This window comes from Paenibacillus sp. PastF-3 (assembly GCF_029893135.1).
GTDB lineage: Bacteria > Bacillota > Bacilli > Paenibacillales > Paenibacillaceae > Paenibacillus_AQ > Paenibacillus_AQ nitricinens.
In genome coordinates, this window is sequence record NZ_JARXWM010000013.1 from 114,872 (window position 1) to 126,978 (window position 12,107).

Annotated in this window: 14 protein-coding genes; 9 read left to right on the forward strand and 5 right to left on the reverse strand. The window is 40.6% G+C overall.

Annotated features, from left to right (window positions below; all coding sequences use genetic code 11):
* Positions 1-147: 147 nt before the first annotated feature.
* Positions 148-2,283: a type IA DNA topoisomerase gene (locus M2444_RS23150; protein ID WP_280788167.1), complete on the reverse strand. Its 2,136-nt coding sequence runs from the start codon at positions 2,281-2,283 to the stop codon at positions 148-150.
* A 149-nt stretch (positions 2,284-2,432) separates the two neighbouring features.
* Between M2444_RS23150 and M2444_RS23155 the strand changes: the two genes are divergently transcribed.
* The 3 genes from M2444_RS23155 (at position 2,433) to M2444_RS23165 (ending at position 4,571) form a co-directional block, all read left to right on the forward strand.
* Positions 2,433-3,086: a hypothetical protein gene (locus tag M2444_RS23155; RefSeq protein ID WP_280788168.1), complete on the forward strand. Its 654-nt coding sequence runs from the start codon at positions 2,433-2,435 to the stop codon at positions 3,084-3,086.
* A 268-nt stretch (positions 3,087-3,354) separates the two neighbouring features.
* The gene (locus tag M2444_RS23160) at positions 3,355-4,203 is read left to right on the forward strand and encodes a tyrosine-type recombinase/integrase (RefSeq protein WP_280788169.1); all 849 of its coding nucleotides are present in this window, start codon (positions 3,355-3,357) and stop codon (positions 4,201-4,203) included.
* A 134-nt stretch (positions 4,204-4,337) separates the two neighbouring features.
* Positions 4,338-4,571 (forward strand): hypothetical protein, encoded by a 234-nt coding sequence (locus tag M2444_RS23165; protein ID WP_094877654.1) that lies wholly within the window; start codon positions 4,338-4,340, stop codon positions 4,569-4,571.
* Positions 4,572-4,844: 273 nt separating this feature from the next.
* Here M2444_RS23165 and M2444_RS23170 read toward each other — a convergent pair whose 3' ends face one another.
* From M2444_RS23170 to M2444_RS23180, 3 genes are read right to left on the reverse strand one after another with little or no spacing between them, the layout of a single operon-like run.
* Entirely contained in the window at positions 4,845-5,318 is a 474-nt protein-coding gene (locus tag M2444_RS23170; protein ID WP_280788170.1) for a YhjD family protein, read from the reverse strand.
* An 11-nt stretch (positions 5,319-5,329) separates the two neighbouring features.
* On the reverse strand, positions 5,330-5,644 hold the full coding sequence (locus tag M2444_RS23175) for a hypothetical protein (RefSeq protein ID WP_280788171.1): 315 nt from the start codon (positions 5,642-5,644) through the stop codon (positions 5,330-5,332).
* Positions 5,622-5,819, reverse strand: a complete 198-nt coding sequence (locus tag M2444_RS23180; RefSeq protein WP_280788172.1) for a hypothetical protein — start codon at positions 5,817-5,819, stop codon at positions 5,622-5,624. The genes M2444_RS23175 and M2444_RS23180 overlap by 23 nt, the downstream gene beginning before the upstream one ends.
* Positions 5,820-5,985: 166 nt before the next feature.
* Here M2444_RS23180 and M2444_RS23185 point away from each other — a divergent pair, with 166 nt between their 5' ends.
* The 6 genes from M2444_RS23185 to ltrA all read left to right on the forward strand — a co-directional run bounded on the left by M2444_RS23185 (position 5,986) and on the right by ltrA (position 11,065).
* Complete coding sequence (locus M2444_RS23185; protein WP_280788173.1) at positions 5,986-6,363, forward strand: hypothetical protein; 378 nt, start codon at positions 5,986-5,988, stop codon at positions 6,361-6,363.
* Between the two features lie 44 nt (positions 6,364-6,407).
* The gene (locus M2444_RS23190) at positions 6,408-6,644 is read left to right on the forward strand and encodes a hypothetical protein (RefSeq protein ID WP_280788174.1); all 237 of its coding nucleotides are present in this window, start codon (positions 6,408-6,410) and stop codon (positions 6,642-6,644) included.
* Between the two features lie 190 nt (positions 6,645-6,834).
* Complete coding sequence (locus M2444_RS23195; RefSeq protein WP_280788175.1) at positions 6,835-7,353, forward strand: AP2/ERF family transcription factor; 519 nt, start codon at positions 6,835-6,837, stop codon at positions 7,351-7,353.
* A gap of 81 nt (positions 7,354-7,434) precedes the next feature.
* Positions 7,435-8,298 (forward strand): ATP-dependent DNA ligase, encoded by an 864-nt coding sequence (locus M2444_RS23200; protein ID WP_280788176.1) that lies wholly within the window; start codon positions 7,435-7,437, stop codon positions 8,296-8,298.
* A gap of 523 nt (positions 8,299-8,821) precedes the next feature.
* Positions 8,822-9,142, forward strand: coding sequence for a hypothetical protein (locus M2444_RS23205; RefSeq protein ID WP_280788177.1), 321 nt, complete (start codon positions 8,822-8,824; stop codon positions 9,140-9,142).
* 564 nt (positions 9,143-9,706) lie between these two features.
* Complete coding sequence (ltrA, locus tag M2444_RS23210; protein WP_280788178.1) at positions 9,707-11,065, forward strand: group II intron reverse transcriptase/maturase; 1,359 nt, start codon at positions 9,707-9,709, stop codon at positions 11,063-11,065.
* A 44-nt stretch (positions 11,066-11,109) separates the two neighbouring features.
* Here the strand turns inward: ltrA and M2444_RS23215 are convergent, their stop codons facing one another.
* Positions 11,110-12,012 carry a hypothetical protein gene (locus M2444_RS23215; RefSeq protein WP_280788179.1) on the reverse strand — a complete coding sequence of 301 codons (903 nt, stop codon included), beginning with the start codon at positions 12,010-12,012 and terminating at the stop codon, positions 11,110-11,112.
* Positions 12,013-12,107: the final 95 nt, after the last annotated feature.

Below are 12,107 nucleotides of genomic sequence, written 5' to 3' on the forward strand. Positions count from 1 at the left end.
TGAAAATAAAGTAGTAGGTAGGATCGTCAGTATACGTGCTTAGCTGGAGCAGGTTAGATCTTGTGCCGGTGCTTTAGGATGAGTTACGGCTTTAAGCGCAGTTCCAGCATCAGTCTACTACTTTATTTTCTACTTTCAGAGATAGATTTACTTCTTTAATTTCCTGCTGTTTACAAATTCGAGTTTAATTTCAGCATTCATTAGTATAAGTTTTGCTTTATATTCAACCTTAGATTTATTTTTGAATTTTATAGTTTCCGTTTTTCCTTTACTAATCAAATCATTAACATGTTTATGTGAAATGGTTTTTCCATACTGAACTTTCCATATCGTAAATTTACAACCTTCATTGTAAAGAGAGCAACCAAACCCTCTTGTACCCTCTATAATTTTACCAGCTTTACAAATGGGGCAATCACCAAAATCATTCTTAATTCGATTCGCAACATCTGTTTGTTGATCCTTTATTTTCTGTACAATTTTATTAGTGAACTGTATAACATTATGCATGAACTTATCATGGGCTGCTTGACCTTTTGCAATCTCGTTCAGCCTCTTTTCCCACATTGCTGTCATTTCAGCACTTGTTAAAACTGCTAATTCTAATTCTCGTAATTTTGATACTAATTCTCTACCTTTTGAGGTGGGAGATATTTTTCTTCCCTTCAGCTCGATATAACTCTGATCCTTTAATTTTTCAATTACAGAATCTCTAGTAGCTGGAGTACCTAGCTGTAGATCAGTCATTCCCTCTTTTAACTGAGTGTCTGATATTTTACGTCCAACATGCTTCATTGCTTTGATGAGTGTGCCTTCAGTGTACGCTGGTGGAGCCTTGGTTACACGTTCTTTAGTATTAGAACTAATGCAGAAAGACATTTGTTCAGGGTCGAAATTGAAGTTCGATATTTCATTCATTTCCTCACTGTTTTCTGTATTCTCAGTATCTTTATTTTTATTTTCATTTTTTAATGTCTTATAGACCACTTTCCAACCTTCATCCATGGTTTCTCGAATGGAAGTCTTAAATTGTTCGTTCTCAATTACAGTGTTGATTCGATGATGCCTGTAGTTCGCGCTAGGATAAAAATGTACTATAAAACGACGTACGATCAAGTCATAAAGTTTTTCTTCATCTATGTTTAAATTGCCTGGTAATTTTTGTGTCGGAAAAATAGCATGGTGGTCTTCAACTTTCTCTGGTCTACAAATGTTTTTATTACTGGAAGAAACTAAATTTGTATCTCCAGCAAATATAAGAGTCTGGTATTTATCTAATGATCTAAGTAGATTAAAAACCTTGTGCATAACTGGTATGTTGTCAGCTGCAACAAAGTTTGATGATGTTCTAGGATAATGAATTATCTCGTGATCCTCATATAGGGATTGTGCGATTTGTAGAGTCTTTTTAGCCGAAAAACCAAACATCCTGTTTGCGTCTGACTGGAGATCTCCTAAATCATATAGTAGAGGAGGTTTCTCTGCTCCGTCTTTTACTTCGTAAGACTCTATCCTGCCAACTTTACCCTTAACCTTATTAGAAACTCTATCTGCTACTGTACGATCGACTACGTCTTCCTCTGTATGCCATAATCCAGTATAAGAAGTATTTTCTTGTTGAAAGTTGGCCTCAACTGTGTATGATGTTTGAGGTTTAAAGCGTTCCAATTCATCTTGTCTATCACAGATCATTGCCAGAACTGGAGTTTGAACCCGACCAACAGATAATACATTTCCTGGACCGCCAAATTTAGTTGTAAAGGCACGTGTTGCGTTCATTCCAATTAACCAGTCTGCCTCGCTTCGGCAGCGTGCGGCAGTCAACAAAGGATAGTATTCTTCTCCATTCTTCAAATTTTTAAAACCCTCACGAATAGCTTCTGGAGTAAGCGAAGAAATCCATAATCTTTGAACCGGTTTCTTAATATTAAGGTACTGGAGGATATATCCAGCAATCAATTCGCCTTCGCGACCAGCATCACAAGCATTAACAATAGAAGAGCATTGCTTGGACAATGTATGTATAAGTTTAAGTTGATCTTTTGTTTTTGTGGAAGGAATTAACTGAAATTTATCAGGCACAATCGGCAGATCTTCAAGGTTCCATCGTTTATAACGATCATCATAATGGTCAGGCTCAGCTAAGCCTAAAAGGTGCCCAACAGCATAAGTTACGATATATTGGTTGCTTTCGAAATAACCCGATTTTTTTGTTAAGCCACCTAATGCTTCAGCAATCTTTCTTCCCATATCTGGTTTCTCGGCAATTATTAGAATAGTCATTTTAAAGCCTCCTATATTCTTTAGGGAGTCATTTCCTACGAATATAGTAACAAACATATAAATTACTGTACATAAACGTTTACAATAAAAATGTTTATAGTATGATTTACATACAGGCAACAATACTAATGAATAGGGTGTCGATAAAAATGATCACGAAGAATACTAATTTAGTTCTGAGTACAACTGATAGTCGACTGGTAAAAATAGAAAATCTTCGAAAAATAATGCTTTCATTTTGTGTTAGACAAACATCACAAAAAGATACTTGTCAACAAAATGAGTTAGAGAATAGAAGAAGGCAAAAGAAAATGTGGATACAAGCTTTGATAATTATAAAAATGTATTGTTCTACCCTTGCAGAATTGATTGATGAATTAACATTGTGTTTAAGATGGATAGAGCGTGAACGATTAATACTAGATGCTCCAACATATCTCACAAAAGAGTATGAATCCTTAGGCAGACAGCTGGATCACATGAATGAAAACGGATATTATGCTGGAGAAGCCATGATTAGAGTGGCTCTATTGCTCCAGAATAACCATTTGCGCTTGGGAGCATCAGAGATACAAGCTGTATTCTCACTGAGTGATATTGAGTGGCAACAGTATGCAGCTAAATGCAAGCTGAACCAAGTCGAGGAAAATGATATAATCCATGTGCTTACGGGAAATGTGGGAACAAAAGCAATTCAGGATTTTGTAATTCATGTTTTTTTTAAGAGAGCCATGGAAAATAACATTACAAGAGATAAAGTGAAATGGAATGCTGCTAGTATTTTCAAAAACATATTAGTTTGATATTATCTAGAAGAAATAGGGAAAAACTCAAGCAGATGAGGCCAAGTTATGAATATAGCCTTTCTGCTTTTTGTGTATTTTACTGTTAAGGACAATTTCTCCGAATTATCTTTGTCCTTTATTTTACATAACTCAGTTCTATTGAAACTGGAAATTAAACCTTTCGAACCGTTGGTTATGCTGCAAATATAGCAAGTGGAATATTTTATATGGAATATATTCTTAAACTTTTGTGAGGTACAATAAGCATGTGAGGGGATGCTGAACTATGAGTATATACAAGCAGGAAGAGTTTGAGAAATATCTTATTAAATCCGATTTGACAGAGGCAACAGTGTATACGTACCTTGTTGAAATCAGGAAATTTATGAGTTGGTTTCAGCAAGTTTATCCTAAAACTGAGTATTTTAATATAAATCAAGAAATTATTAAAGGGTATTTAAAAAATCAAGAAATTGACCAAAAAGCAGTAACAACAATAGATAAAAAAATCTCTATCATAAAAAAATATTTTGATTTTTTATGGATGAACAATTATTTGGCTGGTTATGATCCTAGCGTTAAGATAAAAAGAAAGGGAAAGAGAAGTGATCGAGAATACTTAACTGAACCTGAAATAAATCAGTTGATTTCATTGTTAGAGATAATAGCTACACGGGATGATGACATCATTACGAAAAGAATGCGAGCACTTACCTATTTATACATGTATACAGGATTACAGATGAAAGAAGGGGGATGTTTACTAAGAACAGATATTCTTCCCATTGAAAATGGATTTCAAATCTTCATCAGGGTTGGATCACAGCGAATAGTTGAAATCACAGGTGTTTATGCTGAACCATTAGATGAGTATTTGACATTGTTGAATCAAAACGAAATGTACGTCTTCCCTGGTCGTGGTGGAGGGCATCTTCAACCAAAGTCTATACATTTAATATTTCAGGATTTATCCAACAAAATGGGAGGGATCTCTATCCTGCCCCGCAAATTAAGAAATACCTACGCTGTAATGCAATATAAGAGTGGGGTATCTATCGAGAGAATAGCGGCAAATATGGGGGTTAACCAGTTACAGCTGCCACAAGAAATATTAGCTTTAAATATAAGTCAATAAAGTGAAGTAGGGGAGCACCAGAATGGTTACGACTCATTTGAGATCCGACGACTTTGGGATAGTGGGGTTTCAATTGTTAAAATTAGCAAACAGCTAAACAAAGACTATCGCTATAGTGAAGGGAGCGTAGGTATATGGAACTGAGTATAAGGACTGTTGAAGAGTGGAAAGATGTATTGCTGGTTAAAGAAGGTCCGGAGTATGGTAAACCTAAAAATACAATTGACTTGTCAGCAAGAGTATCGGTTGAGGTATGGATGCTTATAAGCCAAGCAAAAGTAATTCATGTACCTGAGGTTATTCTGCTCTTGGAGATTGAGAAAGTTTATGAAGCTTATTTTTATCTTATGCCGAGAATGCGAGAGTAGAAATAATTTGATCAACTTAATTACCACAAGATACACACAGAACAACTCATTTTGTACGCTTATTTGTCAGTGGCCGCTCCTGGTTTCTTGATGATCGCAAAATATATTTTGCGTAGTCTATGAACAAGTACTAATCGTTTTTTGTATCGTACGCGTCATTGACAACGCTGGATTTTCAAGTGAAGATCATGCTATCAATATTACAACTTCTTCAAGACCCTAGTAACAATATTCAAAAAATCCCGCCGACCAATTATGGTTGACGGGATTTCGTTATTTCAGGGGGTCTTTTAATATTACTCCGAGTTCAGCTGTATATTTAGTCAACCTTAAACTTATCTCTGTACGCATAACATCTCGAGTTAATCCAAAGCGTTCCTGATATCCTCGACAAAAGATTTTGTAATACGTGATAAATTCATCTTGCTCATCCGCCAGCATTTTGATATTCCGCATCTTCAGTTCTTTCTGTAGTCGATATGTATCCTGCATGATCCGGCGCTGTATGGATTCGCCAGCCATCAAGAAGGTACGCTTAAGAATGCTGCTGGAGTGTTCGAGTTCCTTCAGGCTCTTGCCGACCATCGTATCTATGTAGGGAAGCAAAATGAGGTCTCGAACCATCGTGCGTTCCTCCATAGTTATCATTTTATCTGGGTTCTCACGCTGCTGTTCCTCGTACTGCTCAACATGCTCAGTCATGATCATTTTTGTTTTCCAGCGTTCATTACCGTCTAATTTGGTCATAGTGACCCCTCCTAATGATAAAGCCAGTAATCAATATTAGTACCACCACTGCCGCTCTCTGCGCCTTGTTGTTGCGTTTTTTCGTACGGCACGTTCCGTTCCCAGCCCTCAATAATAATTGTTGTCTCTATAGGCTTAGACACATCCCAATCTATATAATGCTCCGCAGATAGCACCTTAAAACCCTTGATTATCTCCGCCGGGTGGCGTCCGCTCAATCGTCCCAACTCTTTGATGTTTGGCATCCGCCTGAATTGATATCTAAATTGCGATATAATTCGCAGCAGCTTGCGCGGAGTATCATCAAGCATGATGCTTCTCCGCAACCGGTCTCCAGGATAATATGCTATCAACCAAGAATACCCGAGGAGCGCCAGTAGTCAGGCATGTGGCCCGGATACGTCCGCCACGGATACCGAGGATCTCGATCTTACGTTGCGTAATCTTACCCGCTTTGTCCTGGTATATGATTTCAATGGTTTGACCGACACTCATTTTCATGTGATCTCCTCCGAAAATAAGAACGTTTGTTTGTATTATAACCGTATTAGGGAAATTTAAGCAATGGAAAATAAATCAAAATACCTCTTTCCAAGTGGTTGCTTTAAGCAACCTAATTTGTTATATTTATATCAGAGCAAGAGACAAACCAAAGGAGGAAACGAAGATGAAAAACGTCATGGTAAGAGCTTGGGAGATCGCTAAAGGTGCTGTAACACGATTCGGTGGCAAGGTAAAAGAATATCTCGCTCAATCTCTTGCTATGGCATGGTCCGAAACAAAAGAAGTGGCAGCTGACTTTGGTCTTATCACACAAGTTAAAGATCGGTCGATTTATGTAGTCGTTGACGATATCGTAGGATTGGAAGTTTACTCTGGTTATGCAGCAAACATTGAAGCTAGTTTTCACACTGGCACAAATGGTCAAACTGGGAAAAAAGGCAGATTGTACAACAGAGAGTCATTCAGAGACGCACTTACATTTGTACACAATGGCGTAACTCGCACCCTGAAAATAAAAGAAGGCGTAGCTACTTGGTTGTAGTTGCCGCAGGCTCAACAAGGGGCCGGGCATAAGGGGAATTGACGATGAAGTTCGAAGAACTGAACGAAATGAACAGCACCATTATAGAAGTTGAAGGTAAAGAGCTCCGCACAACTCAAGACCCACACGTTTCCGATGATGGCGAGCAGTACATTGCTGAAGCATTAGACGCTGAGGGTAACACTTACATCATCACATGGAAAGTGATCGACCACGAAACGACAGACGAGTCCTCAGCCTGCGATTGGAATAACCCTACTGGCGTGACGCTGGTAAAGTAGCACCGCCCCTTGAATACGTTGGAGCCGCTTGGCTTGCTGATTATCTTGGTACCACGCGGCAAAACGTAACAAAAACAGCCACGGCAATGATGAAACCGGGCTATCGCGGCAAAGAAACTCGATTTGGGAGACCCGACGCGATATTCGAGGGGCGGCATCTATGGTTAAAGAGTAGATTTGAGGATGAAATATGAAAGAATCTGATGGACGAAAAAAGTCTCCTGTTAACACACTGGATCTGAAAAATAAAAAATTCGGGTTATTACTTGTCGTTGAACGCGCTGGAAGTACAAAAAACGGCAATGCCTTATGGCTCTGTCAATGTGATTGTGGCGGAAATACAGTCGCTAATGGGACTTCGCTGCGCAGAAGCGAAACAATATCTTGCGGGTGTCAGAATCCCGTACAAATCGCAAACGCCAGAGGAGTCCTTCAAAGCAATATGACGGTTGATGGTGTTCAGGTGCCGTTACTTACTAAAAAGGTACGGTCTGATAGTGGTTCCGGTCACAAAGGTGTATCCCGTCGGAATCGACAAGGAAAGGAATGTTTCGAGGTATCTATCACTGTTAAAGGCAAGCGTATATCAGGCGGCACTCACAAAAGTGAGACCGCAGCAATCGCAGCTAGAAAAGAGCTTGAGGAGAAATATCATCAACCCTATATTGATAAATTACAAGAAATAATAAAACACCCGCCGACCACTTAAGGTTGACGGGTGTTTTTATGCCCAATACTTCCCTGCCCTTTCCTCTCCCATTGGCATTTATAATTAGGTTGAGGTGAAACTATGTTTATATCCCCTATGTTATTACAAACTGCTGCCGGACCATTTTCGCACAGCGATTATATATTTGAACCAAAGATAGATGGCCATCGACTTATTTTTTCCCAAGAGTCTGGTAAGATTCGGTTATATACAAGACACGATAACGAATGTACTCTGCAATATCCTGAACTTCATCTACCCTTTACGGACGATGTAATCCTAGATGGCGAGGTTGCCTGTGTCGATCCTACAACTGGTGTTTCAGACTTCGAATCTGTTATGAGCCGTTTTCAGACAAGGCGAGCAGAGAAGATAGTACAACTCACCGGGACACTCCCAGCGTATTATGCCATCTTTGATATCTTGATGCATAAAGGTCAGGATCTACGTGGGTTGCCCCTTATGAGCCGTAAAGAGATACTGGCGGGATTAACTCTACCGTCTAATAGCTTTGGAATAGTACCACACGTGGAAGGTGCTGGAGAGGCGTTGTTCAAACAGATTGAAACAATGGGTATGGAGGGCGTAGTAGGTAAGCGTAAAAACAGCATATACGAGACTGGTCGGCGCTCTCACGCGTGGCAGAAGGTTATCAATTGGACCTATGCCGATGTTTTCATAACTGGTTATCGCAAACAGGAATTTGGTTGGTTGGCTGCTGTACCGTCCGGTTCATCTGGAAAATTACGTCCAGCTGGGATCATCGAACTCGGCGCGTCACCGATTCATAAGCAGGCGTTCAAAGGAGTAGCTCAGCAGCTTGTAAAAGGCGAGGATAAGGATTTTGTACATCTTGAGCCAAGATTACGGGCAAAGGTGCGAATGAGGAACTGGACCAAATCTGGAATGCTTAGAAGTCCAGTGTTTACAGAGTTTATAATATAAAAAAAGAGTCATCCAGAATTGATTTACTAAACATTTATGTATCATAAGTACATTTTAATTGTGTTAATGTCGCTTAATGATGCAATATGTAAAAGTAAAGTAATAGACTGGCAAGTCGGTATGGAACTGAACGAGAAGCGCCAGCGGCATGACCAGCAATTGCAGCTCACGCCCCTACTATATTCCCGATGAAGTCGAATAGATGATAGGTATCTTTAAACCACGTACCCTTCTAAAGGATGGGTACGTGGTTTTTTTGGGTCTATAGTCTGCGTTTTCGTTTTTTTCTTCTATGAACAAATTCAAGCTAATGATAAAGAGGGAATTAAAATGTGTATATAAAGTTGTGTTTTAGAAAAATATAAGGATGTTACACATACAATTTTAGAGGAAGATGAGGAGGGATTGTACTGAGTAAAAATTTTAATTTTGATCTCAATAATCCTAGAAATGTAGTTGGGATCTATTGGGGGGGAAATCCCATAAAAATGGAGAGGATCTATTATACGAGGGTCTCCCAATATTGATGTGGATTGATAAAGACGGAAATCCATTGGAAGTTAGCGCGTACTATAAAATATACGGTAGACATAGTCCTGCCCCACCTGAAGTAAGGGCAGCGTATTCTGAATCAGCGTGTAAGCCAGAGGCTGAGAAATTAATTTATGGATGGAATAACCCTCCTGAAGGTGAAGGTACTTACACATATGTATTGCATAAAGTGGAGTTTTCTCGGTCAACGGACGAAGATTCTCATACTACTAATCCTACAGGGCATGGTACAAACTGGGAAGGTTGGGGGACTGGCCACTGTCATGTCTACTACACAAAATCACCCAAATAGAATCATATCGTGTTGGCTAACAATAACAATTAAGATGCAAATTCAATAAAACAGCAACCTTAGATTCTTGGGTCTAAGGTTGCTGTTTTATTGATTAATGTGCGCCCGGCATGGGCGATAACTCGGCGGTGAAAGTCCGCTACAGGCTTGGCAGTAGGAACTGTTAGCCAAAGGCAAGGGTGTCCACCGCGAGGTGGAATCTGAAGGAAGCCGGAGGCAAACCCTTGGTCTGACGAACAGAAATCACATACAAGGCATGATGGGACGGATGAGCTTGCATTACAAAGCGGAGTCCAATACTGCCCGAATCCTATCCTGTAAATGTGGCAGATAGATGAGGGGAAGGTTATCGCTCTTACCCGGGGAGATCTCACAGACGTGAAGTAGGAAGAAAAAAAACCGAAAGACGGAGTAAAGATTGCTGTGAGAAGTCAGCAGAGGCCATAGTACCGGAAAGTTTTTTTTCGGGAAGGGTCGAACAATCGTAAGTCTCGAGTATGTACAGGAAGGAGAGTTGGCGCCATGAAAGCAGAATACCGAAAGGGCTGCCCGTAGAGGGATAGCGTGGAGCGCGAAGAGTATGCGGGAGCGCGGAGCGCCGGCACTCGGGAAAGTGAAGAAAGAGACGGTGTAACGGACCTACTGAAGCAGATACTGAACAGAGACAACCTGAACAGAGCTTACAAGCAGGTCAAACGCAACCATGGTGCGCCAGGAATCGATGGAATGACAGTAGAAGATGCGCTGCCATGGCTACAGGAACATAGAGATGAGCTATTGCAAAATATCCAGGAAGACCGGTACAAGCCAAGCCCAGTGCGACGCAAGGAAATTCCCAAACCAGACGGAAGTGGAGTCCGGAAGCTTGGCATACCCACGGTCATAGACCGGATCATCCAGCAGGCGATCGCCCAGCAGCTACAGCCACTATTTGAGCCACTCTTTTCGGAGGGGAGCTACGGCTACCGCCCAGGGCGGAGCGCGCAGCAAGCCATTAGCAAGGTAAAAGAGTATGCAAAGCAGGGTTACGGTTACGCGGTAGAAATCGACCTTTCTAAATACTTTGACACACTGAACCATGAGCTGCTTATGAATCTACTGCGCAAACAAATCGGGGACAAACGTGTAACCGATCTGATTAAGAAATATCTGAAAAGTGGAGTCATGGAGAATGGGGTGCATTGCAAAACGGAGGAGGGCGCTCCGCAGGGAGGGCCCTTATCGCCGCTACTGGCGAACATCTACCTGAACGAATTCGACCAGGAGATGAAAAGCCGGGGAGTGAATGTCATCCGCTATGCAGATGACATCGTAGTGCTGGCCAAAAGCAAACGGGCAGCAATGCGGCTTCTGGAATCATGCCGGAAGCACCTAGAGAACAAGCTGAGGCTCCAAATGAATACGCAGAAGAGCAAGGTAGTCAGTGTAGTGGCCCGGAAGCATTTCAAATTCCTTGGCTTTGCTTTAGGAAAGAACAGAAGTGGTGTGTATATTCGAGTTCATGGGCAATCGCTCGCAAAAGCAAAGAAGAAGTTGAAAGGACTAACGAGCCGTAGTCAAGGCAGGAATGTTCGCCAAGTCATGGAGAAGGTGAAGGTCTACATTCGGGGATGGATCGGCTTCTATTATGTGGCTGATATGAAACGGATATTGCAAAGCTGGAGTGAATGGCTGCGAAGGCGACTTCGTATGTACATTTGGAAGCAATGGAAGAAGCCGAAAACAAAGGTACAAAATCTGTGCAAACTGGGGATACCGGGGTGGCAGGCTTACCAATGGGGAAACACCCGTCTCGGATACTGGCGGATCGCCGGAAGCCCGGTGCTGTCTCGTTCCATAACAAACGAAAAGCTCGCACAAGCAGGATATTATGATTTTCCTGCGCAGTACGAGCGTCTACGTAACATGCACTTATGCGGTTGAACCGCCGTATACCGAACGGTATGTACGGTGGTGTGAGAGGTCGGCTACTCAACTAATGGGTAGCCTCCTACTCGATTTCCTTCAATTTTAATGTCTTTAGAATTAGATTGAAACTTCTTAATTAACTCAGTCATAGAATGCATGTGTTCTTTAGTTAATTGGTCGATTTTTATGTTGCTATTTTCTTGCCACAAAGACTTTTCTTTTAATAAGGTTTCTTTTGCGGTCATCTCCATTTCTTTTTTTAGGATTTCTAGCTCACGTTCATGAGCCTTCATTAATTGGTCGATTTTTGAATCATGCTCTATTTTTTTAATATCATTGTCTTTTTCTAATTCTTCGTTTTCCTTACGTATTCTGATTACTTCCTCTTTTTGCATTTGTAATTCTTGTTCATATGATTTTCTTTGTTCTACTAATTCATTTTTAATCTTAAATGCTTCTTGTTCGATATGTAGCTGTTCATCGATCTTCGCTTTCAATTCTTTTAATTTATCGTTATTCAAACGATTTAACTCCTCAAGCGTAGTTGCTGTTTTCTCTAAAAGATCCATTTTTGTTCGAAGATCTATTTGCGTAGCTGAAGCCTCGACTAGCTCCTCCTCTTTTTGTGAAAGGCGCTTCTGGATATGAGAAAACTCAACACGAAGAGACTCCAACTCTTGGGATAAATTAGATGCTTCTTCTAGAGAGTTTAATTTTATCTCCTCAACCGAATCCGCTCCACGTTGATAGATCCGAATCAAGATATGATAGACACGGTTCATGTGCTTCTCAAGATCCTTCAGGTCGTATTCAACTGCTGGATCATGTTTCTGGATCTCTTTTATCACTTCTAGCGCCATGAGGGACTCTAGCCACTCACCAGCATCCATTCCGGATGCTTCAATTCTACTATTTACCACTTCCAGTGCTTCTTCGCTCATTTTAATCCCTTTTGTCGCCATCTTTATTATCCCCTTATTTAAAAAAATGGTTAACCACAAAATCCTTATTTTATAAGTAAGTTAACTGGTTAACCGCTAAAAATAGGTTAACATTT

Excerpts from the sequence above, each read along its gene's own strand:
- M2444_RS23150 (WP_280788167.1), bottom strand. The coding sequence starts at position 2,283 with ATGACTATTCTAATAATTGCCGAGAAACCAGATATGGGAAGAAAGATT.
- M2444_RS23155 (WP_280788168.1), top strand. The coding sequence starts at position 2,433 with ATGATCACGAAGAATACTAATTTAGTTCTGAGTACAACTGATAGTCGA.
- M2444_RS23160 (WP_280788169.1), top strand. The coding sequence starts at position 3,355 with ATGAGTATATACAAGCAGGAAGAGTTTGAGAAATATCTTATTAAATCC.
- M2444_RS23165 (WP_094877654.1), top strand. The coding sequence starts at position 4,338 with ATGGAACTGAGTATAAGGACTGTTGAAGAGTGGAAAGATGTATTGCTG.
- M2444_RS23170 (WP_280788170.1), bottom strand. The coding sequence starts at position 5,318 with ATGACCAAATTAGACGGTAATGAACGCTGGAAAACAAAAATGATCATG.
- M2444_RS23180 (WP_280788172.1), bottom strand. The coding sequence starts at position 5,819 with ATGAAAATGAGTGTCGGTCAAACCATTGAAATCATATACCAGGACAAA.
- M2444_RS23185 (WP_280788173.1), top strand. The coding sequence starts at position 5,986 with ATGAAAAACGTCATGGTAAGAGCTTGGGAGATCGCTAAAGGTGCTGTA.
- M2444_RS23190 (WP_280788174.1), top strand. The coding sequence starts at position 6,408 with ATGAAGTTCGAAGAACTGAACGAAATGAACAGCACCATTATAGAAGTT.
- M2444_RS23195 (WP_280788175.1), top strand. The coding sequence starts at position 6,835 with ATGAAAGAATCTGATGGACGAAAAAAGTCTCCTGTTAACACACTGGAT.
- M2444_RS23200 (WP_280788176.1), top strand. The coding sequence starts at position 7,435 with ATGTTTATATCCCCTATGTTATTACAAACTGCTGCCGGACCATTTTCG.
- M2444_RS23215 (WP_280788179.1), bottom strand. The coding sequence starts at position 12,012 with ATGGCGACAAAAGGGATTAAAATGAGCGAAGAAGCACTGGAAGTGGTA.